Origin of the sequence: Hymenobacter radiodurans, from assembly GCF_004355185.1 — a bacterium.
Lineage (GTDB): Bacteria > Bacteroidota > Bacteroidia > Cytophagales > Hymenobacteraceae > Hymenobacter > Hymenobacter radiodurans.
In genome coordinates this window covers 1,216,612-1,241,120 of sequence record NZ_CP037922.1, presented here as the reverse complement: position 1 = coordinate 1,241,120, position 24,509 = coordinate 1,216,612, and the positions used below count along the sequence as shown (strand labels likewise).

At 55.0% G+C, this 24,509-nt stretch carries 22 protein-coding genes and 1 pseudogene; 10 read left to right on the top strand and 13 right to left on the bottom strand.

The window, feature by feature from the left end:
* Window positions 1–85 precede the first annotated feature (85 nt).
* The 4 genes from lpxB to EPD59_RS06440 form a co-directional block, all read right to left on the bottom strand.
* Window positions 86–1,195 carry a lipid-A-disaccharide synthase gene (lpxB, locus tag EPD59_RS06455; protein ID WP_133272070.1) on the bottom strand — a complete coding sequence of 370 codons (1,110 nt, stop codon included), beginning with the start codon at window positions 1,193–1,195 and terminating at the stop codon, window positions 86–88.
* 60 nt (window positions 1,196–1,255) lie between these two features.
* Window positions 1,256–1,672 carry a 6-pyruvoyl trahydropterin synthase family protein gene (locus EPD59_RS06450; protein WP_133272069.1) on the bottom strand — a complete coding sequence of 139 codons (417 nt, stop codon included), beginning with the start codon at window positions 1,670–1,672 and terminating at the stop codon, window positions 1,256–1,258.
* An 86-nt stretch (window positions 1,673–1,758) separates the two neighbouring features.
* Entirely contained in the window at window positions 1,759–2,766 is a 1,008-nt protein-coding gene (locus tag EPD59_RS06445) for a FecCD family ABC transporter permease (protein WP_133272068.1), read from the bottom strand.
* A complete protein-coding gene (locus tag EPD59_RS06440) occupies window positions 2,763–3,692 on the bottom strand; it encodes an ABC transporter substrate-binding protein (RefSeq protein ID WP_133272067.1) in 930 nt (309 codons plus the stop codon). The genes EPD59_RS06445 and EPD59_RS06440 overlap by 4 nt, the downstream gene beginning before the upstream one ends.
* A gap of 242 nt (window positions 3,693–3,934) precedes the next feature.
* On the opposite strand from EPD59_RS06440, the gene rfaD reads away from it, so the two are divergent.
* Window positions 3,935–4,900, top strand: coding sequence for an ADP-glyceromanno-heptose 6-epimerase (gene rfaD, locus EPD59_RS06435; protein WP_133272066.1), 966 nt, complete (start codon window positions 3,935–3,937; stop codon window positions 4,898–4,900).
* Window positions 4,901–5,030: 130 nt separating this feature from the next.
* The gene (locus EPD59_RS06430) at window positions 5,031–6,413 is read left to right on the top strand and encodes an FAD/NAD(P)-binding protein (protein ID WP_133272065.1); all 1,383 of its coding nucleotides are present in this window, start codon (window positions 5,031–5,033) and stop codon (window positions 6,411–6,413) included.
* Window positions 6,414–6,490: 77 nt separating this feature from the next.
* On the opposite strand, the gene EPD59_RS06425 is transcribed toward EPD59_RS06430, so the two are convergent.
* Together EPD59_RS06425 and EPD59_RS06420 are read right to left on the bottom strand one after the other, a co-directional pair.
* Window positions 6,491–6,748 (bottom strand): hypothetical protein, encoded by a 258-nt coding sequence (locus tag EPD59_RS06425; RefSeq protein ID WP_133272064.1) that lies wholly within the window; start codon window positions 6,746–6,748, stop codon window positions 6,491–6,493.
* A gap of 174 nt (window positions 6,749–6,922) precedes the next feature.
* Window positions 6,923–7,927, bottom strand: a complete 1,005-nt coding sequence (locus EPD59_RS06420; protein ID WP_133272063.1) for a zinc-binding dehydrogenase — start codon at window positions 7,925–7,927, stop codon at window positions 6,923–6,925.
* A 432-nt stretch (window positions 7,928–8,359) separates the two neighbouring features.
* Between EPD59_RS06420 and EPD59_RS06415 the strand changes: the two genes are divergently transcribed.
* Entirely contained in the window at window positions 8,360–8,770 is a 411-nt protein-coding gene (locus tag EPD59_RS06415; RefSeq protein ID WP_205703492.1) for a MarR family winged helix-turn-helix transcriptional regulator, read from the top strand.
* A 47-nt stretch (window positions 8,771–8,817) separates the two neighbouring features.
* Here EPD59_RS06415 and EPD59_RS06410 read toward each other — a convergent pair whose 3' ends face one another.
* Entirely contained in the window at window positions 8,818–9,222 is a 405-nt protein-coding gene (locus EPD59_RS06410; RefSeq protein ID WP_133272061.1) for a thiol-disulfide oxidoreductase DCC family protein, read from the bottom strand.
* Window positions 9,223–9,917: 695 nt separating this feature from the next.
* Here EPD59_RS06410 and EPD59_RS21520 point away from each other — a divergent pair.
* The 5 genes from EPD59_RS21520 to EPD59_RS06385 all read left to right on the top strand — a co-directional run bounded on the left by EPD59_RS21520 (window position 9,918) and on the right by EPD59_RS06385 (window position 14,973).
* Window positions 9,918–10,346 carry a hypothetical protein gene (locus tag EPD59_RS21520; RefSeq protein ID WP_165963494.1) on the top strand — a complete coding sequence of 143 codons (429 nt, stop codon included), beginning with the start codon at window positions 9,918–9,920 and terminating at the stop codon, window positions 10,344–10,346.
* Between the two features lie 210 nt (window positions 10,347–10,556).
* Window positions 10,557–11,240 (top strand): hypothetical protein, encoded by a 684-nt coding sequence (locus EPD59_RS06400; RefSeq protein ID WP_205703491.1) that lies wholly within the window; start codon window positions 10,557–10,559, stop codon window positions 11,238–11,240.
* Window positions 11,241–11,362: 122 nt separating this feature from the next.
* Window positions 11,363–12,874 (top strand): hypothetical protein, encoded by a 1,512-nt coding sequence (locus EPD59_RS06395; RefSeq protein ID WP_133272060.1) that lies wholly within the window; start codon window positions 11,363–11,365, stop codon window positions 12,872–12,874.
* A 140-nt stretch (window positions 12,875–13,014) separates the two neighbouring features.
* On the top strand, window positions 13,015–13,974 hold the full coding sequence (locus tag EPD59_RS06390; RefSeq protein WP_133272059.1) for an MBL fold metallo-hydrolase: 960 nt from the start codon (window positions 13,015–13,017) through the stop codon (window positions 13,972–13,974).
* Between the two features lie 129 nt (window positions 13,975–14,103).
* Entirely contained in the window at window positions 14,104–14,973 is an 870-nt protein-coding gene (locus tag EPD59_RS06385) for an RES domain-containing protein (protein WP_133272058.1), read from the top strand.
* Window positions 14,974–15,022: 49 nt separating this feature from the next.
* Here EPD59_RS06385 and EPD59_RS06380 read toward each other — a convergent pair whose 3' ends face one another.
* Together EPD59_RS06380 and EPD59_RS06375 are read right to left on the bottom strand one after the other, a co-directional pair.
* The gene (locus tag EPD59_RS06380) at window positions 15,023–15,514 is read right to left on the bottom strand and encodes a VOC family protein (protein ID WP_133272057.1); all 492 of its coding nucleotides are present in this window, start codon (window positions 15,512–15,514) and stop codon (window positions 15,023–15,025) included.
* Between the two features lie 96 nt (window positions 15,515–15,610).
* The gene (locus tag EPD59_RS06375) at window positions 15,611–16,312 is read right to left on the bottom strand and encodes a Dph6-related ATP pyrophosphatase (RefSeq protein WP_240731645.1); all 702 of its coding nucleotides are present in this window, start codon (window positions 16,310–16,312) and stop codon (window positions 15,611–15,613) included.
* A 147-nt stretch (window positions 16,313–16,459) separates the two neighbouring features.
* Here EPD59_RS06375 and EPD59_RS06370 point away from each other — a divergent pair, with 147 nt between their 5' ends.
* The gene (locus tag EPD59_RS06370) at window positions 16,460–16,909 is read left to right on the top strand and encodes a hypothetical protein (RefSeq protein WP_133272056.1); all 450 of its coding nucleotides are present in this window, start codon (window positions 16,460–16,462) and stop codon (window positions 16,907–16,909) included.
* A gap of 90 nt (window positions 16,910–16,999) precedes the next feature.
* Here EPD59_RS06370 and EPD59_RS06365 read toward each other — a convergent pair whose 3' ends face one another.
* The 3 genes and pseudogenes from EPD59_RS06365 to EPD59_RS06355 all read right to left on the bottom strand — a co-directional run bounded on the left by EPD59_RS06365 (window position 17,000) and on the right by EPD59_RS06355 (window position 21,238).
* Window positions 17,000–17,500, bottom strand: a complete 501-nt coding sequence (locus tag EPD59_RS06365; protein WP_133272055.1) for a DUF4126 family protein — start codon at window positions 17,498–17,500, stop codon at window positions 17,000–17,002.
* Between the two features lie 176 nt (window positions 17,501–17,676).
* A complete protein-coding gene (locus tag EPD59_RS06360; RefSeq protein WP_133272054.1) occupies window positions 17,677–19,296 on the bottom strand; it encodes a serine hydrolase in 1,620 nt (539 codons plus the stop codon).
* A gap of 134 nt (window positions 19,297–19,430) precedes the next feature.
* A pseudogene (locus tag EPD59_RS06355) lies at window positions 19,431–21,238 on the bottom strand (DUF885 domain-containing protein).
* Window positions 21,239–21,466: 228 nt separating this feature from the next.
* Here EPD59_RS06355 and EPD59_RS06350 point away from each other — a divergent pair.
* Entirely contained in the window at window positions 21,467–23,002 is a 1,536-nt protein-coding gene (locus EPD59_RS06350) for an ArnT family glycosyltransferase (protein WP_133272053.1), read from the top strand.
* Between the two features lie 102 nt (window positions 23,003–23,104).
* Here EPD59_RS06350 and EPD59_RS06345 read toward each other — a convergent pair whose 3' ends face one another.
* Complete coding sequence (locus tag EPD59_RS06345; RefSeq protein WP_165963493.1) at window positions 23,105–24,430, bottom strand: carboxypeptidase-like regulatory domain-containing protein; 1,326 nt, start codon at window positions 24,428–24,430, stop codon at window positions 23,105–23,107.
* Window positions 24,431–24,509: the final 79 nt, after the last annotated feature.

Sequence of the window (24,509 nt, the reverse complement as noted above, 5' to 3'; positions counted from 1 at the left end):
AGGAAAGCCCCGAGGATATATCCTCGGGCTTTCCTTTTTTAAGCAATGCTATTAGAATCGAACTATCACAACCGCATTGGATCTGCTACTGTAAATACCCTATCATCAGCTTAGCAGCTTTCTGCGCGGCATTGCTACGCCCAAGCTTCTCTCGCAGCTCGGCATAATCGGCTTTTTGGCGAGCGATGTATTCGGGATTCTCTAGAATATTTTTCAACTCTTGCACCAGATTACGGGAGTTGAACTCGCCCTGAATCAATTCTTTCACGACTTCTTTGCCAGCCACTAAGTTCACCAGGGAAATATAGGGCACCTTAATTAAGGCTTTGGCAATGGTGTAGGAAACAATGCTGGTGCTGTAACACACCACCTGCGGCACATCGAAGAGCGCGGTTTCGAGGGTAGCCGTACCAGACGTAACCATAGCTCCATCGGCGTGGCGGAGCAGATCGTAGGTTTGGTCGGAGACGATGGTGATGTTTTCGCTACGTTGGAAGTTCTGATAGTAGTTGCGGTCCAGATTGGAGACGGCAGCAATAACGAACTGGTAATTTAGAAACGGCGGCAGCACCGAAAGCATCACATAGAGCATGCTCTCAATTTCCTGCTTGCGCGAGCCAGGCAGAACGGCAATGATGGGCTTGTTAGCCGGAATTCGGTTTCGTTCGCGGAAGTCAGTCGAGGCTTCGTGCTCGGCAACGGCATCAACGGTAGGGTTACCAATGTAATCGACATCGTAGCCGAAACGCTGGTAGAATTCCTGCTCGAAAGGTAAGATGACAAACATCTTATCGACTACAGCTTTCACCGTATGTACGCGGCCTTGGTTCCAAGCCCAGATTTTAGGGGAGATATAATAGAATACCTTAATGCCGTGCTGCTTGGCAAACTTGGCAACCCGCAGGTTGAAACCCGCATAATCAACCAGAATCAAAACGTCAGGCTTGTACGCTAGTAAATCGCGCTGACATTCTTTCAGGAATCCGCGAAACTTGAGAATACTGGTGGCCGCTTCTAGGAAACCCATAATGGCCATTTCCTGGTAATGATGCACTAATTTGCCCCCCGCAGCCTCCATCATATCGCCGCCCCAACACCGGAATTCGGCCGCGGCATCTTCTGTGCGTAGCGCACACATCAGGTTAGCGGCGTGAAAATCTCCGGAACGCTCGCCGGCAATGAGGTAATATTTCAATGGGTACAGAATTGAATAGGTGACAGATTATTCGCGGGTGACGCTCACCATAATAACCCTTTACTCGCCGTAATATTCTACGAAGTTCCGGGGCGTTTCGTACAGTTTGATGCAGTGGAGTTGAGCGGAGGATATAGAGCCTAATTCACGCGTCAGGATTTCCCAAAACGCTACTACCAAGTTTTCGGTACTGGCCATTTTGCCCTGCATGAAGGGCACATCCAGGTTAAGATTTTTGTGATCTACCTGTTCGGTAATGTGCTCGCGAATAAGGTTGCTTAGTTGTTTGAGATCAATTACGAAGCCGGTCTCCGGATCGGGCTGGCCTTTTACGGTTACGATGAGGTCGTAATTGTGGCCGTGCCAGTTGGTATTGGCGCAGGGGCCAAATACTTCGCGGTTGCGCTCGTCGGACCAGTTGGGGTTGTGCAGCTTGTGCGCGGCATTGAAATGCTCCTGGCGGCTGACGTAAATCATTTGTGGCGGTGCTAGTAAAATAATAGGCGGATGCGAAAGAAGCTGAAACGGGAATGAAATGACTAACAGCGCAGCAGATCAGCTTCTCAAAGCGCGACGCGCTTTTTCCGCAGCAAATATACGAAGAACGGTACGCCGAAAAGGGCGGTGATCAAGCCTACCGGAAGCCCAGCGGGCGGGTAGAGCAAGCGGGCCAGTAAGTCGCAGGCCAGCATAAAATTGCCCCCCAGCAAGGCGCAGAACAATAAATTGGCCCTACCCGTGACGCCCAGCAACCAGCGTGTAAGGTGAGGAATCATTAGCCCGACAAAACCTATAGGGCCACAAAGCGCCACAATACAGCCCGTCAGGCCGGAAGCGGTGAGGATGAGTATCCAGCGCAGGCGCATCACATTCAGGCCCAACGCCTGGGCGCGCTCCTCCCCTAGCAGCAACACATTCAGGTCCTTTTGTAGAAAAGTAAAAAGCAATAATGCTCCGCCAACGGCCACGGCTGGGTAGGGCAACAGGTTCCAGCCGGCTCGCTCGAAGCTTCCCATCGCCCAAAAAATAACGGTACTTAGCTTGGCGTCGGTGGCGGCCAGAAATGTAACCAGACTGCCAATAGCCGCGGTGAGCGCGCCTACGGCCACTCCGCCCAGTAGCAGTTGGGCTGGCCGAAGTTGGCCCTGCTGAGTACCAAGCGTGACTACAACTATCGTGGTGAGTAACGCGCCGGCCAAGGCGGCTAAGGGCGGCAGATAAAAGCCCCCCAGCACTAAGGTATCCAGAAAAGCAAAGCACAGAATGGCCCCTAGTGATGCACCGGAAGCCGTTCCGAGCAAATACGGGTCGGCTAGGGCATTATTGACCATCGCTTGCATTAAGTAGCCACTAAAAGCCAGCCCCGCGCCGGCCAGTAGGGCCAGAAGTAGGCGCGGCAGGCGCAATTGCACCAATACCAACTGCACCGGATCGGTGGGGTCGTAATGACTTAGGGCGCGCCAGATGATGGCATAATCAGTTTCGAAGCTGCCCACCCGAAGCCCGACAATCAAGAGCAAAATGGTAAGTAGCAGGCTGGCCAACAGCCAGGGACCCACGCGGCGGCTCATAGCTGAGCCGGACTTTGGCGCAACAACTGCTGGAGTTCCCGCACCGATTCTACTACGCGCGGACCGGGGCGCTCCATCAGGTTGCCGTTGATGCCGTGCACTTGCCGCGTCTGGTAGGCCCGGATGCGGCGTAGCTCCGGATAGCTTTTGAAGAATGTGCTATCGAGCTTACCGAAACTACCGCCTAACAGCACATCGGGGTTAAGCTGCAGAATGTACTCGCGGGTGAGCGCTGGATAGGGCTGTGTAAACTTCTCAACTACCGCATTTTGCCCCCCAGCCCGCCAAATTTTGTCCGTAAACAATGTATTCTGGCCGTACACGTAAATGGGGTCCTGCCAGGTAATGGCCAGCACTTTGGGTCGTGAGCTATTTGTTGTTTGCTGCTCCAACTGCTTGAGTTCCGCAGCCAACGAGTCGGTGAGGCGGCGCGCTTGAGGCTCGCGGTGCAGAATGCGGCCTATATCACGCATGCCGCGCAGCACATCAGGCACGGTGGTATAGCGTTGGTAATACACTTGCACGCCGAGTTGCTGAAGGCGCGTGGCATCATCGAGCGAGGTGATGCCTTCTACTGTAAACACGATATCGGGCTGGAGAGCAACTAAGCGCTCCATGTCCAGCGGATAGCTATTCACAACAGGCTTACTCAGCACCGCATTCGGAAAGTCACACACCTGAGTACGGCCAATGATAGTAGCAGTATCGGCCACGGCATACAGCATCTCGGTCATGGATGGGGCCAGCGCCATGATGCGCCGCGGATGCGCTGGCACCACCACGGGTCGCCCGAGGTCGTCGCGCAGGTGCTGGGGGGCATTTCTGGCGACCGCAGTGGCTTGGGGGGCTTTTTGATCTGAATTACACGCCGTGAGCACCAGCCCAAACGGGAGGAATGCCAGGAATTGAAGCAAAAAACGATGCATAGCACAAAGATGGTGATTTCACTTGCCTCACAGCTATTTGATAGAGCGTCACTCTAGCCCGTCATGCCGAGCGGAGCGAAGCATCTCGCGTGTTTAGTTGGATTAGTAACCATACGTCATCACGCGAGATGCGTCGCGCTGCTCTGCATGACGTTCTATTTGTGCATGATCTGTCAGTATGTTCATGAGGATTGAGAGTCTACTCCATGGCTTTTGCCTACTTTTAAGGCAAAATTAGCCCTATGATCGTCGTCACTGGGGCCGCCGGCTTTATCGCCAGCTGCCTTGTCACCCGCCTGAATGCCGCCAATTTCAATGATATTGTGGTGGTCGATAATTTCACCGTGGAGCGCAAGCTTGCCAACCTCAAAGGCAAGCGTCTGCGCGAGTACGTGGACCGCACCGATTTTTTTGACTGGCTCGACAAAAACCACGAGCAGGTAGAATTCATCTTCCACCTCGGCGCCCGCACCGATACCACCGAGAAGAGTCGTGAAATCCTGGATTTGCTGAATCTGGAGTACTCTAAAAAAGTGTGGCAGGCCTGCTGCCAATACCAGCTGCCGCTGGTGTACGCTTCGTCGGCGGCTACGTATGGCTCGGGCACGCTGGGCTACGCCGATGAGGATGCGCTGCTGCCGTTGCTACGCCCGCTTAACCCCTATGGTGAGTCAAAAAATGACTTCGACAACTGGGCCGTCGCGCAGACTGAAAAGCCATTTTTTTGGGCCGGCTTAAAGTTTTTCAACGTGTATGGGCCCAATGAATACCACAAGGGCCGCATGGCTTCGGTGATATTTCACGCCTACGAGCAAATTCGGCGTACGGGCTCCATGGAACTATTCCGCTCTCACAACCCTGAATACGCCGATGGCGAGCAGAAGCGCGACTTTGTGTATGTGAAGGACGTGTGCGAGGTGTGCTATTTTCTGATGCACCACCGCAAAAATTCGGGCATTTATAACTTGGGCAGCGGCGAGGCGCGCACCTTCTTAGATCTGGCGCTGAACACATTCGCGGCCCTTAATCAAACAGCGGACATTCGTTTTAAAGACACGCCCGAAGATATTCGCGATACTTACCAATACTTCACGCAGGCCGAAATGCAGAAGCTGCGCAGCATTGGCTATGATCGGCCATTCACGCGGCTCGAGGATGGCATTCAAGACTACGTGCAGAATTATTTAGTGAGCGGCGCTTATTTATAAATCAGTCGGTCTCCTTTTTCCGGATAAATATAAAACAGCCTGACCTTGGTAAACTCTTGGTCAGGCTGTCCGTTTTAAAGCCTGAGCTTCCTCCTGCTTTTACTCGTTCACCCGTTTTTACTGCACTTGCATGCCCCAGCGATGTACCATTACGATAATAGGCGCGGGGTTTTCGGGTTCCATGTTGGCTGTGCAGTTTGCCCACGCGAAAGGCCACTATCCTTACGACATACATCTGGTTGACCCGCGTCCCGCGCCGGGACTGGGTTTAGCTTATTCGGCGCCGCGGCCGGAGTATTTGCTGAATGTGCGGGCGGGCCGTATCAGCGCCTTTCCTGATAAGCCACAGCATTTTGTGGAATGGCTACGGGCAAAAGGCCTGCCGGGCGACGAAGACGTTTTTTATCCGCGCCAGACGTATGGGCAGTACATCCAGGAATGCGTCAGTCAGGTTCTGGGCGAGGCAGCTAATGGCATGCGTATCCAATGGCATTCTCAGGCAGCAATAGCCGCTACCATCGATAAGACAGATAATACGGCGTTGGTAGAGCTTGCGGATGGCCACGTGTTGCGCAGCCACCGCGTGGTATTGGCATTGGGCAATTTCCCGCCACTTGGGCTTGCTAGTGCGGGATTAGGGGGCAATTTTCCTCCTAACTATCATCCCAATCCGTGGACGCCCGGCGCACTAACCGGAATTGCCCCCCAGGATTCCGTTTTGCTTATTGGCACTGGCCTTACTTCCGTGGATGTACTCATGGCCTTGCACGCCGATGGGCACCAGGGCTCCATTGTGGCCGTCTCGCGTCATGGCTGGTGGCCAACGGTGCACGGTCCAGGACAGCACGCGCAGTACCCCAGTTTTTATGCTTCCGATTTAGTTCATCTCACAGATGTAGGCGCGGTAGTGCGCGTAGTGCGCCAACACATCCGCGCGGCCCAGGCTGCTGGCTACAACTGGCGCGATGTGCTGGACTCGCTTCGCCCTGATCTGGGGCGGATATGGACTAATTGGCCGCTGCCGGAGCAGGAGCGTTTTCTGCGTCATGTATCATCTCTGTGGTCAGTGGTGCGGCACCGAAGCCCGGAGCAGAATGTAGCAATGGTAGAGCAGCTGCGGAGCCGCGGACAGCTTCAAACCCACTTGGGCCGCGTGCGCCAAATTGCCCCCCAAGGCTCCGACTTAAGTGTTGAAATAACGCACGGTAGCCAACAAGCGCAGCTTTTGGCTCGTCATGTTATTGCCTGCACTGGTCCTTTACTCGACTACAGCCGCGTGCAAGATCCACTTATTAAAGGCCTCCGGGAAGCACAGCATCTTCTTTCCGACCCGTTGCGTTTGGGCATTCAGACCGACGAGCACGGAGCACTCCTGGATGCTGATGGCCTGGCTTCTTCGCTGTTTTTCACCTTAGGCCCCAGCCGACGCCCTGCCTATTTCGAATCGACAGCCGTGCCCGAGTTACGGGAGCAGGCAGCTGCACTGGCTCAACACATCCTTAGCCAACTGTAAACGTACGTTTTCCAAACCTGCCAGCAACAAAAAAGGGCGCCATATGTGGCGCCCTTTATTATCACTAGATTAATACTCTAAGCCGCTTCGGCATACATAGGAACTACCGGCATTTCGGGAGTAATTATAGTGCCTTCAGGAGCAACTGCGTCCGAGGCATTGCGACGGATAGCACGCAGCAACAAATACTTGTACTCTTCCGCGTCAGCCAACGCTTCTTCCAGCGCCCGCAATGCATCGTCGTAGGTAACGACCGGCACCGACTCATCAGTTTCGCCGGTAGGATAAGTCAGTTGAAAAACCGGACCAGTAAGGTATTCAGCGGGTGATTTCATAGCCAGAGCAGTAAGGTATACATCAGAAAAGCAGTCAAAAAGACAACAGCTTTAGCATCATTTTCATTCCCTGATTTGCCTATTATCAGCTTGTATTTTTCCGCAGATTGGCATCTAAAACACCGCCTCTACTTACTCTATTTTAGCCTTCTTTAAAAGCCCGAAATCCGCGCTCTAGTCCTTAACTCTAAGGACTACTTTACCGAACTGTGCGCCGTCGGCCAGACGGCGGATGGCAGCTTCTCCCTCGGCGAGCGGAAATACCTGATCTACGACCGGAACAATCTGCTTTTCCTCTACCAAGCTCACCATAGCGGCAAAATCTTGCTCCGTGCCCATCGTGGAGCCGAGGATGGTGAGTTGCTTCCAGAATACCTTTGCCGGCGGCACCTGCGGAATAGCCCCCAGCGTGCCACCAAAGAACACGATACGACCACCAGGGGCGGCAGCATCAAGCAAGGCATTGAAGCTGGGACCAGCAGCACTATCTATAATTACGTCAAAAAGCCCCCCAGCCTCCTTCGTGAGGTCGGCCACCCAGTTTTCGTCGTTGTAATTGGCTCCACCTTTCGCACCTAGCTCTTGGGCCCGAGCCAGCTTTTCAACCGAACTGGACGTTACCCACACCTCAGCGCCGCGTGCTACGGCCATCTGCAGCGCCAGCACTGCTACTCCCCCACCGATACCCGTGATGAGTACTCGCTCGCCCGCCTGCAATTCTGCCCGGGTGAAGGCTGCGCGGTAAGCGGTAAGCCCGCCAAGGGGCAGCGCAGCGGCTTGCTCAAAGCTCAAATGGGCCGGCATGGCTCGCACATAGTGGGCGGGAACGCTGATGTACTCAGCAAACGTACCCTGATCGGGCAAGCCCAGAATCTTGAAGTTTTTCGCTTGAGCCCTCGGGTTGTCGCCCCAGTTATGGCCCGGATTAATAACTACCGCTTGGCCTAACAGCGACTCATCGCCTCCCTCCCCCACGGCGCTTATTACGCCAGCCCCATCGGAACCCAGAATGCACGGGAATTTAAGGCCACCATATTGCCCCTTCTGAATCCAGACATCGCGGTGATTGAAGGCCGCGGCCCGAAGTTCTACCAGCACTTCGCCAGCGGCTGGTGTGGGGGTAGGTACTTCCTGAATAACTAGTGGCTGGTTGATGCCATCGAGTTGTAAAACTTGCATGAATGTAGCGTAAGTGAGGGAATAGAATTTAGTACGCAGAGAAAGCAAAAAGCGCACGCATAGTTATAGTAAACATGATTACTATAATCTCGATTACTACTCACCTTGCTAATAAAATGCGCTCTTATTGACTCAGATCAAGCTTTCTCTCCTCTGGTGAGGGCGCTATATCTAGCTCGTTGGCTAGCCATGCATGCTGTGCTAGCGAGGCGCTATGATCTGATTAGTTTATCACGGCGGCAGCTCGAATGTACTGATTCCTTTGAGAGATCAAACATGGCTTAAAAAATTACTGGGGGGCTTTTTAAGCACCATTATGCACCTGTCCGTATGATGAAGCGGCAGATTCTGTTCACTTACTTCTCATGACTACGCACGATGGTTGCCCACTCGCTTTTTTCCTTTGAAAGCCCAGATGACAGCCCTGGCTTTTTGCTTTGGCAGGTCAGCAATCATTGGCAGCGGGAAATAAAGAAGGCACTGGAGCAATTTGGGCTCACCCATGCTCAGTTTGTGGTGCTGGCGGCAGCCTATTGGCTGGGCCAGCAGGGTACAATTACGCAGACGGACTTAGCAGTCCACGCCCGCATCGATAAGATGATGACCAGTAAGCTGCTCCGTACACTGCAGGCCAAAGGCCTACTCCTGCGCGCTGAACATGCCACCGATACCCGCGCCAAAGCCATAAGTCTTACTCCGGCGGGTGTACGGGCGGCGGTGCAGGCCGCATGGGCCGTAGAAGAATTTGAGAGTCGGTTTTTCGCCTCTATGGGTGCCGATGCGGCGGTGCTCAAGCAGCTAAAAACATTGCTGCCCGCCGTCACCGAGGCGGCGGCTACATAGGCTGGCTGGACGCTTCGAGTACAGGTACTTTCTAGAAGCGCTCTAGTCTATAAAAAGCGTTGTGCCAGTTCAGGTGTAGGTAACATGCACGACTCTTGCTGGCCAAACCATTGGTAGCGGTGCCGCGCCACGAAACGGTACAGCGCGTCGCGCAGCGCGCGCGGCAGCAGAATACCCACGTACAGCAATTGCCAGGCTCCGCCTAAGCCACGCAGGATGCGCAGTACGGCCGTGGAGTGAGTAAATACCTGTCCTTGCTCAATCAATACTACTGTTTCGGGAGTGGGAGTTACGGTTGTGCCGTATTGAGTCAGCAGCTTCTGACCCGCCTCCGATTGCAGCGAAGTAAACCGAAAATGCCTCCCGGAGTCGTGGTTAATAACGAACTGCACGAAGCCGTTGCAGAGGTTACAAACTCCATCGAACAAGATAACGGCGGGCTGATTTTTCATAGAGGATACGACTACTTCCAAACACAAACGGCTACGCTGAAACGTAGCGTTTAGTAGCCATACGAGCCACACATAATGCGGTTGATTAGTTTGAATACATTAAAGATAAGTGTTTCGTTATCCCTCCATCTCAAACGTGTAGTACAGGTAAATCACTTTTCATTCTAATTGCGCTGTTACTATCGGCCACTGCGACTGGCGTTATGGGCTTATCAGCAGGCGTTGTTCTCCGCGATGACGAAACTTTCCCCGGCCCACCAGCCCCTAGTACTACTGCTGACTCAACAATAGGTATTGCTGGTACGACCACAGACATAACAGTATGCACCACCACAGTTTACCGGCAGGCCCAACTGGTTCAATGGCTGGCGCAGATGCTACTAGTGCAGGTGCGGGTGCTGGAGTATATAGTAGTTCTACAACCCGCTAATCGATAGCTAAAAAGCCCCCTACAACTGTTTTACTCTCTAATTACAGATCTATATCTGATTCTTATTTAACCCTGCAATAGTAGTAAAATCAGGGCCTACAGGCGAGTTTTTATAATTAAAACCTTGATTTATTGTCTATTATTTTGAAACGTCCATAAAAATAAATGCATCTATCAGTAACTATTTCTTTCGGTTTGCACGTAGAAGGGGCTCCTTGAATTCTATCCCGCTCTGGTTTAACCCATTCACCAACTAATCCTTCCAATGAAAAAATCACGGATTCTTCTCTCGACTCTCGCATTCGCCGGCATGTTTGTATCAGCTTCGCTGATGTCATCTTGCGCCTCTACTGGCACTGATAGCGCCACGACCAGCGGTAGCACCACGGGTACCACCAGCGACACTTCAACTGGTAGCACCAGCGGCTCTACTTCGGGCAGCACCAGCGGCAGCACGACTTATGATACCGGCAGCACCAGCGGTACCACCACCGGCACTACTACTACCGGCACCACGACTGGTTCAACCACAACGGGTACTACTGGCACCACTACTATGGGTAGCACGTCGGGTAGCACCAGCGGTAGCACGACCATGGGTACTACCACGGGCACCACTACTGGTACCACCACCGGTACTACTTCAGGTAGCACTACTACGGGCTCCACTACTACGGGCACAACCACCCGCTAGGGTCATGTTCATTCATTTGAACATATAACCTAAGACCAGAGGGATAATTACTGTCTAGTAATTATCCCTCTTTTTATAGATAGAAGTTGGTTTCGGAGGTCATTTTTCGACCGTAGGCCTACTCTTAAGTTGCTTACCAGCTTACAAGTTACCGTTTATGGTTTCTGTTATGCTACTGTTCATGTTCTTATCACTCATTCTCAAAAAGCTATGAAAAAGTCATCTTTTGTTTCGTTCGCAGCCCTTTTGGCAGCAGTCTTTGTTTCGGCTAGCGCCACTGCACAAACTACCGCAGGCTCGACCACCGGTAGCACCGGCTCGACTACGGGCACCACTACAAGTGCCACTACGGGCACTACCTATGGAACTACGGCTGGTGCCACTACCGGAAGCGTAACTGCAGGCTCTACCACAGCCGGTACGACCCGAGGAACCACCGCTGGCACGATGACGGCGGGCAGCACCGCCGGTACCATGACCACCGGTTCTACCACAGGCACCATGACAGCCGGTAGCACCACGGCGGGCACTATTACCGCTGGCTCAACGGCCGGCAGCACCACGGGCACTACGGTCGGTACCACTGCTGGAACTACTGCTGGCACAACTAGTGGCCGTACCACGGCTACACAGTCTACCCGCACTTCTACTACCGGTACTACGTCGGGCCGCACAAATACCCGTACCACATCGGGTAGCACTACTACGGGTACTGGCCGGACCACTACCGGCACCACGTCAGGTAGTACTACTACCGGCACTACGTCAGGCCGTACGACCACCGGCACCACGTCAGGTCGTACCACCACTGGCACTACTAGTGGCAGTAGCACAATGGGTTCTACCAGCGGTAGCACCACCAGTGGCTCTACTACCGGCACCACGACAAACTAATTTCTGATTCCGACCTTAAAAGTCGGTTGCTCTTTTTGAAGGCGAAAAGGCAAACCATCCAACTCGGTGGCGTACCTTTTCGCTTTCTTTTTTCTCCCATTTTGCCCCCCAGCGCGGCTCCTATGACCCGTGTCCTCGATTTTTTGCGCCGGCCGTTCGTGCTCGACCTGCGGGCGCTGGCCTTGCTGCGCATAGCAACAGCCGCCGTTGTTCTGACCGACCTTGCCATCCGCAGCACCGATTTGGAGGCGCACTATGCCAACATGGGCATTCTGCCGCTGCATGTGCTGTACGAGCGCAACTGGAATGCTTACCAAGTTAGTCTGCACAACATCAGTGGGTTGTGGCAAATACAGGCGCTGCTGTTTTTGGTGGCGGCTGGGTTTGCCATACTACTGCTGCTGGGCTACAAAACCCGCTTAGCAACGGTGGTATCGTGGCTGCTGCTGGTGTCGCTGCAAAATAGGAACCCCATCATCGGGCAGGGCGGCGACGATTTGCTGCGGATGCTGCTGTTCTGGGGCATTTTTCTGCCTTGGGGTCGTATGTACTCCGCCGATGCGGGCCGAACGGAGCCTAAGCCAGCTTCGTATTCGTACTTCAGCGCAGCCACGGTGGCGTATGTGGTGCAGCTGGCACTGGTGTACTGGTGTACGGCGTTGCTCAAAAATGCCCCCGAATGGACCACGGAAGGCACCGCCATCTACTACGCTCTTAGCCTCGACCAAGTGTTGATGCCGGGCGGCCGGATTCTGTACCAGTTTCCGGAGGTGATGCGCTTTCTCACCTTCGCAGTTTATTACACCGAGCTGCTGCTGCCGTTTGTGCTGTTTATCCCGGTGGGCGTGCCGTTCTGGCGGGTGCTGTTTGTGGTGGTGATGTACGGGTTTCACTTCGGCATCAGCCTGACGTTGTTTGTGGGCTTATTCTTCCTCATCAATATGGCCTCGGTGCTGGGCTTGTTGCCGACACCAGCCATGGACTGGATAGATCGGCACGTGCGGACGCGCACGCAGCGCCTGCAGCCCCATTTGGCCCGCCTGTATAGCTGGCGCAGCCCGGTGCGGGTAAACGTGGAATCGAGCCTGAATTTACCCCCCAAGACCATCCAAATACTGCACGGCTTACGCAACGGAGTGGTCACGTTGCTACTGGCGTACATATGCTGGTGGAACCTCGACTCGATTGCCAAGCCTTCACTCACCATGTCGGAGCCCTTGCGGTGGTTTGGGTATCTGTTTCGCGTCGATCAGCACTGGGGCATGTTTGCGCCGGCTGTTTTCAAAGATGACGGCTGGTACATTCTGGATGCCACCACGCCTAAAGGCCAACATATTGACTTGAATCGCAAGGGAAAGCCCGTTACGTTGGCCAAGCCAAAGTCGGTGGTGTCGTTGTTTAAAAACGACCGGTGGCGCAAGTATTCTGAGAATTACCTGTTCATTTCCAACGCTTACCTGCGCCCGTACTACTGCAACTATCTGTTGCGCGTATGGAATGAAGACTCCAGCAATGCCCCCGTACAGCGGCTGGATGTCATTTATATGAAGGAAGTTTCGCAGCCCAACTATCGGGTGGTTAAGCCCACTCGGGAAGTGCTCTGTAGCTGCGAAACCGCGCTGCCCACCAAATAAGCAGCCTCTGCCATTTCCTTGACCAGTGCGTTGCCGCTGGCTTTACGGGGGGCTTTTTCTGGTTGAAATCAACCAGAAAAAGCCCCCCGGCGTATCACTTCCTACCTACTTCATTATCTCTAACCAAAACACATTTCTATATGGCTAACCGAGCTAGTACGCCCCAGCTTCAGGCCGTTGCGCCGGGTATCTGGGGTTTGCGTAATGTATTTACCAATCTGTACTATGTGCGCGAGCCGGAAGCGCCAACCCCTGACTGGGTATTAGTAGATGCGGGCCTGCCGGGCTCGGCTGGCACTATTCGTCGCCATGCGGCCGAGATATTTGGCCCGGAGGCGCGGCCCTCCGCCATCATTCTCACCCACGGCCACTTCGACCACGTAGGGGCGCTAATTACGCTGGCCACCGAGTGGGATGTGCCCGTGTACGCGCACAAGCTGGAACTGCCTTACCTCACGGGCCGCTCGTCTTATCCCCCACCCGACCCAACCGTGGGAGGCGGCGCGATGGCGGCTTTGTCTTTTCTCTACCCCAAGCAGCCCATCGACCTCGGCAGCCGGGTGCAGGAGCTGCCAGCCGATGGCTCGGTACCGCACTTGCCCGGCTGGCGCTGGTATCATACGCCCGGCCATACACCCGGCCACGTTGCGTTTTTCCGCGAGCACGACCGCGTACTGCTTGCCGGCGACGCCTTCGTGACCGTGAAGCAGGAATCGGGCTCGGCGGTGTGGGAGCAACGCCAAGAGGTACATGGTCCGCCCGCTTATTTCACGCCCAACTGGCCCCAGGCCTGCCAATCAGTGGCGCTGCTGGCCGATTTGAAGCCCCAAATTGCTGCTACCGGCCACGGCATTCCGATGCACGGCACGCAACTCCTGCAGCAGCTTCAGGCGCTCGTAGATAACTTCGATGAAGTAGCCATTCCGAAGCACGGCCGCTACGTGCCCCAGCCCGCTACCGCTGACGAAACCGGCGTGACCTCGGTACCGCCGGCGGTGAGCACCGCCTTCTCTAAGTGGGCGCTAGGGTTGGGCTTGGCTGCCACAGTGGCGCTGGTAGTAGTGAAGAACAAAAAGGGCAAGAAGCGCTACCGCCGCTAATTTTTGCCGTAAACTACCCTGGATTCCCCAGTGAGACCTCACTCTGCCCCTTTCCAGAAGGGCTGGGGTGAGGTCTCATTAGGTTCTATAGCCACCAAGCTCGTCTATACTTATTCAGCTTTCCCACCCATGCGTTCCTCCCAACCCAACACCCACAAATCGGCTGCGAAGGAAATTAAAGAGAAAATAGCCGCTATTCATAAGCTCGACCTTCGCGAGCAATCCGTTGACGATCTGGTACCACTGATGCGTGAGCTACTCGCGGGTCACTCACTACGCTGCCTGGACTTTGATGCCGGCCTGCTGCTGTACCGGGGTACGCCCTGCGAGAAGCTCCCGCACCGCTTCGCCGATGTGTCGTATGCGCCGGCTGAGCGGGTAAAAAACGATCAGCGCGCCAACCGGGCGGGCGTACCCATGTTTTACTGCAGCGCCACCTGGCACCCACCATTTTTTGAGGCCGGTGTAAAAAAAGGCGACCAAATCATCATCAGCCGCTGGCAGGCCCGGGAGCCGTTGCGCATTGCAGGCTTCAGCCACGCCGACCTCTGCGCCGACGACCCGCACTCTGACCGCGAGAAGGTACTACGGAAGGCACTAAAGCAGCTACCGGAGCCGGAGCGACTCATGACTGAGTTTATGACAGGCTGCTTCACTCAGCCCATTAAGCCCGGCGAAGAGCACCGCTACCGCTTATCCATTGCCCTTACCGAAGCCTTGGGGTTAGGCGAAAAGTTCGATGGCCTCCTGTATCCGTCGGCGGCCATGAACAGCCCTTCGCACAATCTGGCGCTGCATCCGCACTGCATTGATGAGCAAAAGCTCGTGCTTCAATATGTGGAGCACGTATCGGTGAATCGTGTTGAGACTGAAACCATTGATGTATGCTCGCTCAACTTTGCCCGCGGCGTAGCTCCCGGTGAAAAGCTGCACTGGCTCAATAAGCCCGGCAACTGGGTTTTGCGCGAAGGGGCCCAAGCAAACGACTATTGCTTATAACCAAAAAAGCCCCCAGAAATGTTTATGGGGGCTTTTTTGGTTCTTGCACTTATTTAGCTAATGCCAGCAATGCTGGAATATCCAACGGATCGGTCACCATATTGATTTCGCCGGTGGCAGAACGAGGCCACTCCTCCTGCGGGCGGTCATAGTACAGCTCTACGCCATTGCCGTCGGGGTCATTGAGATAAATAGCTTCCGACACGCCATGATCGGCGGCCCCGGTGACGGGATAGTTGGCATCTAGCAGCCGCTTCAGGGCCATGGCCAGCTCTGGCCGCGTGGCGTACAGAATGGCTAAGTGATACAGGCCAGCCGTGTTGCGCGGCGCGGGTGGTCCGCCCAGGCTATGCCACGTGTTCAGCCCGATATGATGATGGTAGCCCCCCGCCGAGATAAACACGGCCTGTGAGCCGTAGCGCTGGGTTATCTCGAAGCCCAGCAGGCCGCAGTAAAAGTCGATGGCGCGATCTAAATCAGCCACTTTCAGGTGTACATGGCCAATGCGAGTGGTGGCGGGGATAGTATACGGCTGGCTCATGCGGCGTTCAGATTTGGAGAGGAATATGGATGCGTTATTCAAGTTATGCTGATAAAATCATTCTTCACGCCTACTTGCCCACACCGCAGGAATGAGCTACGAGGCTGGCAGCAAATCGCAGTACCAAAAGCCGGCTTCAGGTGCGCCGGGCGTAGGGGCCGGATAGGTGCGGCGCACCAACTCGCCGCGCACAAACGGGATCGGGCTGCTAAAATACGGGGCGTCGAAGACGAAGCTGTGGTACTCGCCATTCTCGCCGCAAGGGTCAACGCCGGGGGGCAAATCGCGGAGGAAATCAGCGTCGAGGAGGCGGCCGCAGAAGCTGGCGTCGAGGTGCTGCTCATTCACGCACACCACTACAGCCTGAAAGCCTAAGTCGATATATTCGCGCAGCAAATCGGCAGTAGGGCGTTGCCAGAGTGGAAAAATGCCCCCCAACCCCACACGCGCCAGTTGCTGCTCCCGGTAGGCCCGAAGATCTTCCAGATAAATATCCCCGAAAATAGCCTGACTCACGCCCTGGGCCTGCAACGGAGCCAAGGCATCGTGCATAAGCCGCTCATATTCCTCCATGCTGGGCGATTCGGGAAGTGCCAGCGGCACCAGCGGCAATCCGATGCGCTGGGCCTGCGCTTCGAGCAGCGCCACTCGCACGCCGTGCATAGATACGCGCTGGTAGTGAGCGTTGATGCTGGTGAGCAGATGCGTCACCTGGTAGCTGGGGTCGCGCAGGGCGTGGTAGAGAGCGAGGGCGGAGTCTTTGCCCCCACTCCAATTCATTAGGGCTGAAACGGGCATCCGGCAAAGGTATCGGGCCATGCGGAATTAGCTCATCTGACAAAAATGCGTTTCCCAAACTTTCTTGCCGCAGTAGCTTCGGCTATTGACGCCCGCTTGTCGTATACAGGGCTTCCAACCCTAGTCTTTCAACTCAAAACACTTTCTATGAAACTTCAACAGCGTTACGCGCTGGCTATTCTGCTGGTCGCTACGGCCCCGCTAGCCTCCTGCGACTACGAAAAGGGCCCCGGCGAAAACACCCAATTCGACAAGAACCTCAACACGGAAGCGGCCAAAGACGCGACCAGCAACGAGACTGACCGCGACAGCGTGAACCGTGTACAGAACGTGCAGCCCCCAGCGGGCAAAGGTTCGGCCGCCGATCAGCAGCAGTCTGTTGATAACGCGATGAACTCGGCTCCGGGCGGCAACACGGCTACGTCGCCGCAAACGGCCTCGGGTCAGCCAGCTCCGGTGGATAAAGCGCAGGACGGCAACAGCCAAAACGCGAAGCAGGCACCATCGCAAGCCTCAGGCACCGATCAGAGTGGCAACGGCGCTACAACAGGCGGCACAACGTCAGGTAGTGGCGGTGGACAAACTACGCAGCAATAACAGACCACTAACTACAGTAGCGAATCGCTACTAGTAGATACAAAAAAGCCCCCAGAGATCCTCTGGGGGCTTTTTTACGACTATAAAGCTCTAGTACAACTGATTATTGGTGCTGCGACGAGCATCGTGCACTACGGAAAGGGCGCTTTTGAGAACCAAGCTATCTTCCAGCACCGCCCACACCGGATCGGGCACGCCGGTACTAGAACCTAGTGCTTTGCGCAGGTACAAGGCTCCGTAGGTGGCGGCCACCGCCACTGCACTGCCAATAAGCGCGCCTTTTACTACACTGTCTTTCTGGGTTTTATAAGCTGCCGCACCCGCCAAGCCGCCCGCCAAAATACGTCCCAGCAAAATCGGCGGCGCGGTGCGGTCGGGCATACCGGGCAGTTTGTCGGCGGCCATTTCGGATATAGCTACTCCTTTCAGCAGCTTAGCCGTGGTTGGCGACTGCAAAAACCGCAGCGGCGACCGGCCAATAGCCTTCGATTTATTGTTGCTGAGGACGTGACTAATGGTGGCGGGCGCCGACATGCTGCGCATACCGGCTATCGCACCAAGGGCGAGCGTTTGTTGGAGTTGCTTAGACATTGGATTGACTGTTAACAGAATAATGGATAATTCCTTAAACGGGACGCCCCCGGTAGTAGCCACTAGCTGAGCATAAAAAGGCAGCCGAATGGCTGCCTTTTTATGCAATCTAACTTTAAGTGCAGAAGCCTGCTTCTGCGTAGCGGCCAAAGTAGAAGGCACGTTGCTGCCCGCCGCTACTCTACCCGCTGCAAGTCCAAATCCTGAAAGTCGTAGCTGAAGTCAGTCGCGGGCGAAATAGGCTTCATCTTGATGCTGCTGGCCCGGCCCTGCTCGTCGAGGGTGAAGGCGGCGAAAGCATCAGCGTTGAAGCTACGGTCGCGCCAGCGCACCACGTAAGTGTTGGCTTCATAGGGCAGTAGCTGCCCCGTTAGGCGGGGCGAGCGTTTGGCTTTGAGCCAGAGCTGGTTGCCCTGGGCAATGATGTTCACATCACCCAGCCAAGCGTCGTGGTAGCGGCCGACGTAGGCGCCGTATTTCGGTTTTTTAGGCGCGGCCTTCTGGGCGTCGGCTACTTGTTTCCACACGGCCTCATCGGCTTGCGTGTTGCCGGCGGTCCTCGTCTTCATGATGTCGGTCATTTCCTGCACCCGGTCTTTGCCCGTCACGCCCAGGTAATGGTCCAAAAGGGTGTTGGAAACGGCCGTGAAGGCGGCGCCGCTTTCCTGATTGGTGAGCACGATGATGCCTAGGCGCAATTCGGGCACCAGGGTAACTTTGGTCACCATACCCGTAGTGCCGCCAGTGTGCGATACTTCCTTATAGCCGCGCACATCGCGCAGGTTCCAGCCCAAACCGTAGGCCGCAAAGTGTGTATTGTAGCTGAATGGCGAGGGCACAGCCGGGGCTGGGCCAACAGGCAGAATGGTTTGGGGCGACCACAGTTCGTGCTGAGTTGCTGGCTTAAGCAGGGACGCCGGAGCGCCGGGTCCGCCGAGCAGCATCAGGGCCCATTTGCTCAGGTCGGCCACGCTGCTGTAAATGCCGCCCGCACTAAACATGGCCCCAGTCGGGTCGGCAGTTGAGCCCAAATAGCGCCGAACAACCTGCACTTTCTTCTCCACCAATACATGGGCATCAGTCACATTTGTGGGGTCGGGAAGGCGAATAAAACTAGTGGCGCTGCGGCTCATGCCCAAGGGTTTGAGCAGGCGGGTCTCCACGAAAGCAGTCCAAGGCTGGCCCGATACGCGCGCCACTACTTCTCCGGCTACCAGGTACAGGACGTTGTCATAATCATACTTGCTGCGAAACGAGGACACGGGCTTGAAATAGCGTAGGTTGTGAATCATGTCCTGAATGGTGAAGTTGGCAGAGTCAGGATACCGGGCCAGGTCGCCCGCGCCCAGGCCCAGACCGCTACGATGACAGAGCAGGTCGCGCACGGTAAACTCGGCTGTCACGTAAGGGTCGTACATTTTGAACTCCGGGATGTATTTTGTCACCTTGTCATCCCAGCGCAGCTTGCCCTCGTCCACGAGTATACCCAGCGCCGCCGTGGTGAAAGCCTTGGTATTAGAGGCAATGCCCACTAACGTATTGGCGTCCATCGGCGCCTTGGTTTTCAGGGAACTTACGCCGTAGCCCTTGGACATAACTATTTTTCCATCCTTGACCACGGCCACGGCGATGCCGGGTACATCGAAGGCTTTCAAAGTGCGGGTCACTGCAGCGTCCACGGCTGCCACATCTAGTGGCGCCGTAGCAGGCAGGGCGGTTTGAGCCAGGGTCGGGGTAGTGAGGGCAGTATTTACCAGCGCGACGACTAACCAGGCAAAGAGAAAAAGTTTTTTCATAAATCTGGAAGAAGTAGAACTCATCAAATGTAAATGCTTTTTCAGTGTCTGCAGCTAGGCTAAAAAAAGCCCCCCAAATGGAGTTGGGGGCTTTTTAGTAAAGACAACATGGCTTTAGGTAACCAGAAGCAAGGCTACTTCTGTGTGGCGGCCCAGGCGTCCATTTTGCGCTCCAGCACGGCCAAGGGCATTACACCATCTTTCAGTAGCTCGTCGTGGAAGGCGCTGAGCTTGAATTTGCCCCCCAGCTGCTTCTCATACTTCTGGCGCAGCTCCCGGATCTTCAGCGCCCCGATTTTGTACGACAGTGCCTGCGCCGGAATGGCCATGTAGCGCTCAATCTCGGCCGTGGCACCCTGCTCGCTGATGGCTTCATTCTCCATCATGTATTTGATAGCCTCTTCGCGGGTCATGTTTTTAGTGTGCATACCTACGTCTACTACCAAGCGAATAGCGCGGTGAATTTCGTCGCCAAGCGCACCCATGTACTGGTACGGATCTTTGTAGAGGCCTAGCTCCTTGCCCAGGCTTTCGGTATACAATGCCCAGCCCTCACCCATAGCACCATACCAGGCAAAACGGCGAAACTTGGGCAGGCTTTCATTTTCCTGCTGTAAGGAAGTTTGGTAGTGGTGACCCGGAATGGCTTCGTGCAAAAACAGCGACTCCATACCCGAGGTCGTGTTGAACTCCTTGGCGTTCAGGATTGGTACGTAGAACACGCCCGGACGCGAGCCGTCGGGCTACCCTGGTTGTACTCGGCTGAGGCTGAGGCAGCGCGGAAAGCCTCCGTCTGCCGAATCTCAAATGGCGTTTTGGGCGTGCGCCCAAACATCTTTTTCAGGTTCGGGTCAATCTTGGCCTGAATGGCACGGAACGCTCCCAATACATCTTCCGGCGTTTGGTAAGGCGTGAATTTCTTGTCCGTTTTCAGATAGGTGAAGAAAGCCGGCAGGTCGCCTTTAAAACCCGTTTCGTTCTTCACCCGCTCCATTTCCGAGCGAATACGCTTTACCTCCGACAAGCCCGTCTGATAGATTTCCTCGGGCGTTTTGTCGGTAGTCGTCCAGTTCTTCACTAGGTAAGTATACAAAGCCGGACCCTGAGGAATAGCCGAAATACCCGTGGTGGTGCGGGCTTTGGGTAGGTATTCATTCTTCAAAAAGGTCCCCAGCTTTCGGTAGGTCGGCACAAGGTCCTGCAGAATAACATCCTTATAGGCGGCGGTGAGGCGCTGCTTATCCGCATCGGAGAAGCCAGCCGGAAACTTGGCTACCGGACCGTAGAACAAGCTTTTGGTGGGGTCCGTGACCACCAAATCCTGCATCTGCGGAATCATCTTCTCCACCAGCGGACGCGGCAACACCACGCCCGTGGCCATGCCCTTGCGGAAGTTGCCGATGGCCGAGTCGCCCCAGGCGGCAAAGCCTTTAGCGCGGCTCAGCCAGTCGTCGTAGTCCTTCACCGTTTTGAAGGGTTGAATGCTCGAACCCGAGCCAAACTGCCCCAGCGTAAGAGGCATGCCCCAGAACTGCTGAAACGGAATCATCCAGGTATTCTGCTTCAGGCCGGCCAGCTTATTTTCAAGGTCATACTTGAAAATATCGTAGCTGATTTTGTCATTATCCGACAGCTTTTCGCGGTCAAACTTTTGCAGTTGGGTAAGGTAGTCTTGATACGTCGTCTGGAGCGTGTCGCGGAAGGCTTTGGTCTGGTCGTTGGGCAGCCGATCGTTGTAGCGATTATCGCCCTGGGTGGTGGCGTCCAGCGGAAAGAGCTTGAGGTTTTCTTCCCAGAAATTCGCAAACAGCGTCGACAGATCATTCACTTCGGCGGTGCCGGTAGCCGCCGTGTCGCTGCCGCCATCGGCCGTGGTTTTCTGCTGATTACAAGCGGTTAGCAACGAGCCAACCAGCAACCCGGTAAGGGCTAGTTTTTTCATGGGGAAAGGGGTGAAAGATGAGGAGGAGTTGAGTGGGGAGCAATATAGCTAGTCAGTTACACAGTAAGGCTACCATTGCAGGCTGAAGCGGGGTTAGGGTAACCTTATGGTTGGTCAAACGCATTATTTTACTTCGGTGCATAAGAGGGCTCTACTCTGAAAAGGCTGCATCAATCGGCCAGAAATAACGTAACGTCGGCATTTATTGCAAATCGAATATATTCCGACATGAAACGTCTGATTCCGCTGCTCTTCGCCAGCCTTAAGTTTGTGCTGGGCTTCGTGTTGGCCAGCCGGGTGTACGAGCTGCACCGCGACGAATATCTGTACCTCAACTATGGCCAGCACCTGGCCTGGGGCTACCTAGAAGTACCACCCCTGATGGCCATGCAAAGCTGGGTTACGCTGGCCTTGGGCGGGGGGTATTTTTGGGTAAAATTCTGGCCCTTGCTGTGGGGCGCGGGCACCGTGTATGTGGTAGGGCGAGCGGCCCAGCGGCTGGGCGGCAGCAAGTGGGCGCAGGTGCTGGCGTGCCTCAGTTATATCGTCTGTGCTTACTCGCGCCTCAACTTTCTCTTTCAACCCAACTCGTTTGAGGTCTTTGCCTTTACGCTAAGCTGCTACTGGCTGATTGCCTACAGCCACCAGCCAAAGCCGCGCTACCTGTATGGTATTGGCGTAGTGCTGGGCCTGAGTTTGCTGAATAAGTACACCACTTTCTTTTTCATCGGAGCACTTCTCACCGCTCTCCTTCTGACTGAGCAACGCCGTATTCTGGTCACTAAAGCCGGTTGGATAGCGGCTGGCATTGCCCTAGCGCTGTTTTTACCCAACCTAATCTGGCAGCTGCGGCACGGCATACCCTTCCTGCATCATATGGCTTTGCTGCACGAGTCGCAGCTAGTGAATGTGTCGGCGGCTGACTTTTGGCAAGACCAATTGCTGATGTGTTTTCCGGCTTTGTGGGTGTGGGTACCGGGGCTGTTGGCCCTGTTGTTCTACCAACCCTTTCGGCCGTACCGCAGCGTGGGCTTAATCTTCATTGGGGGGCTTTTATTGCTGACTGTGCTGCACGGCAAGAGCTACTATGCCTTGGGCTATTACCCTATTCTGTTCGCGGCCGGCGCGGCGTGGCTGGAGCAGCAGTTGGAGCGCTTCCCGCGCCTGAGCAAGCTGGCGCGACCCCTATTGCCGGCCGTGTTGCTGGTGCTGGCTATACCCCTGTTTCCGTATGCCTATGCGCTCTATCCGCCGGCCCAAATGCAGAAGATTGGTGAAGCCTACCGCAACACTGGCGCCAACCGCTGGGAAGACGGCAAAATTCACCCACTACCCCAGGATTTTGCCGATATGCTGGGCTGGCAAGAGCTGGCCGACAAAGCCTGGCAAGCGTACCAAAGTCTGCCCGACTCTTCGCGCAGCCGCACGCTGGTGCTGTGCGATAACTACGGCCAGGCCGGGACTTTAAACTACTATAATCGGGAGCGGAATATGCCAGCGGCGCATAGCTTCAATGGCAGCTACTTGTACTGGTTTCCCGCGCGCCCTGCCCAGCCATATCGCCACATACTACTGGTCACGGATGACTCGGAGGAATTTGGGGGGCATTTTTCCAGCTACCAGCGCCTGGGCAAAATTGAGAATAGCTACGCCCGCGAACAAGGCACTACCATTGCGCTCGGCACCAATCCGGATACAGCTATTATCAATCGAATTTATTGGGAGCACCGAACCAAGCTGGCCGAATGGGAGCAACATAAGTAAATGCCACTTTCATCAAAAACACCACGCCCCAACTCCGTGCAGAAGTTGGGGCGTGGTGTTGAAAAGTATTGTTTTGGGGCTAGCAAAAAGCCCCCCAGCGTGCTATTCTATTCGGCCATTGCGAATGCGGACGTCGGCCTTAGGCTCGGGCTTTTTCACCATCGTTCCGAAGGCGCCTTTCTGCTCAAACGACTTGGCTACTTCATCTTCCAGCGGCGTACGTTTTACCACCGGATTATTGGCCCAAAACTCAGGGTCGTATTTCACCTTTCGGATGGTTTCCAGGTCGCGCTCGTTGCTGGTGACTTTGTTGTATGTCAGGTTAGTAGGCTTGCGGCTGGTGTCATAGAAGAAGGTAAACGCCGACACTTTCATTTTGGATGGTGGCAAACCAGGCCGCACCAAATCGTAGGTCATGTCTGCTTTGATGTGCTCCAATGGGTTTACGGCGGTAGTATCGTTCTGAAACACCATGTCCAGCTCCAGCTCCGTATTTTTGAAGGAGAACGTCGGGTTGTTGGCTTTGCGGGTAAGCTGGGGCGTGGTCATTTTGTAGCGAATTACCTGGTAGGTATCCACGTCAATCCAGACGGTGCCTTTCGAGCGGTATTTGGTTTGCTCGGGGCGCGTTTCGAAGGCAATTTCGGCCACGCCGCCGGTCTCTCCTTTCTCCAACACGCCTTTTATTTCCAGCAGATAGTTTGCCACTACGTTGGGGCTGAACAAGCCCAGCGCTTTGGTTGTGTCGGCCTTGTCGTCGTAGAGACCGAAAGCTTTGGTGTACAGCGAAAAGTTTTTGTCGCTGATCAGGGCTTGCTTGGCAGCGTAGCGCCCCTGTGCTATGCTCGTGCCTTCAATGCGGGCGATGTTGGACTTGGCATTCCACACCATTTCCAGCAGCTCCGTGGGGTCGTTGTCGATGCGCGTAATCTGGCGGTAATAGGCTTTGCCGTAGAATTTGCGGCCGTAGTTTTTCTTCATCTGCTGGTACGCGCGGTCTACCAGCTGGTAGGCGTAGCTGGCCACTTTCACCTCCGACAGCACCACTGTAGCCGGCGCCAACTCTATTTCCAACGACTGACCTGCCTGCGTAACCCGCACGGTATCCTTTATATGGGCTAGCTCGGAAAAAATCAGCGTTTGCGGCACCGAGGGCAAGCTCAGGGTAAACTCCCCATTCTCATTACTGGCCGTGCCCATAGTGGTGCCTTTTACACCAATGCCCACGAATGGCAGCGGCTCCTTGGTTTCTTTATCCCGGATAATACCCCGCACTGGATACTGGGCATAGGCGCCGTGGCTTAAGCCACCAACCAACAGTATGACGACACCAAAGCGGGCAGCGAGTTTACCGCCCAGCAGGCGCACACGAAGAAAAGCAAGAAAAATCAGGAGCGTATTCAAGGGCAAGAGTCGGTTAGTTTTCAAGGCAAGTAGCACACTTAACGCGCAGCGGCGGCGTGGCGTGTGCCCGACTCACAAAAATTAGACCGGCGGCGGATGCTTT

Coding starts and splice junctions, on each gene's coding strand:
- EPD59_RS06450 (WP_133272069.1), bottom strand. CDS start 1,672: ATGATTTACGTCAGCCGCCAGGAGCATTTCAATGCCGCGCACAAGCTG.
- EPD59_RS06445 (WP_133272068.1), bottom strand. CDS start 2,766: ATGAGCCGCCGCGTGGGTCCCTGGCTGTTGGCCAGCCTGCTACTTACC.
- EPD59_RS06440 (WP_133272067.1), bottom strand. CDS start 3,692: ATGCATCGTTTTTTGCTTCAATTCCTGGCATTCCTCCCGTTTGGGCTG.
- rfaD (WP_133272066.1), top strand. CDS start 3,935: ATGATCGTCGTCACTGGGGCCGCCGGCTTTATCGCCAGCTGCCTTGTC.
- EPD59_RS06430 (WP_133272065.1), top strand. CDS start 5,031: ATGCCCCAGCGATGTACCATTACGATAATAGGCGCGGGGTTTTCGGGT.
- EPD59_RS06425 (WP_133272064.1), bottom strand. CDS start 6,748: ATGAAATCACCCGCTGAATACCTTACTGGTCCGGTTTTTCAACTGACT.
- EPD59_RS06420 (WP_133272063.1), bottom strand. CDS start 7,927: ATGCAAGTTTTACAACTCGATGGCATCAACCAGCCACTAGTTATTCAG.
- EPD59_RS06410 (WP_133272061.1), bottom strand. CDS start 9,222: ATGAAAAATCAGCCCGCCGTTATCTTGTTCGATGGAGTTTGTAACCTC.
- EPD59_RS21520 (WP_165963494.1), top strand. CDS start 9,918: ATGAAAAAATCACGGATTCTTCTCTCGACTCTCGCATTCGCCGGCATG.
- EPD59_RS06400 (WP_205703491.1), top strand. CDS start 10,557: ATGAAAAAGTCATCTTTTGTTTCGTTCGCAGCCCTTTTGGCAGCAGTC.
- EPD59_RS06395 (WP_133272060.1), top strand. CDS start 11,363: ATGACCCGTGTCCTCGATTTTTTGCGCCGGCCGTTCGTGCTCGACCTG.
- EPD59_RS06390 (WP_133272059.1), top strand. CDS start 13,015: ATGGCTAACCGAGCTAGTACGCCCCAGCTTCAGGCCGTTGCGCCGGGT.
- EPD59_RS06385 (WP_133272058.1), top strand. CDS start 14,104: ATGCGTTCCTCCCAACCCAACACCCACAAATCGGCTGCGAAGGAAATT.
- EPD59_RS06380 (WP_133272057.1), bottom strand. CDS start 15,514: ATGAGCCAGCCGTATACTATCCCCGCCACCACTCGCATTGGCCATGTA.
- EPD59_RS06375 (WP_240731645.1), bottom strand. CDS start 16,312: ATGCCCGTTTCAGCCCTAATGAATTGGAGTGGGGGCAAAGACTCCGCC.
- EPD59_RS06370 (WP_133272056.1), top strand. CDS start 16,460: ATGAAACTTCAACAGCGTTACGCGCTGGCTATTCTGCTGGTCGCTACG.
- EPD59_RS06365 (WP_133272055.1), bottom strand. CDS start 17,500: ATGTCTAAGCAACTCCAACAAACGCTCGCCCTTGGTGCGATAGCCGGT.
- EPD59_RS06360 (WP_133272054.1), bottom strand. CDS start 19,296: ATGAAAAAACTTTTTCTCTTTGCCTGGTTAGTCGTCGCGCTGGTAAAT.
- EPD59_RS06350 (WP_133272053.1), top strand. CDS start 21,467: ATGAAACGTCTGATTCCGCTGCTCTTCGCCAGCCTTAAGTTTGTGCTG.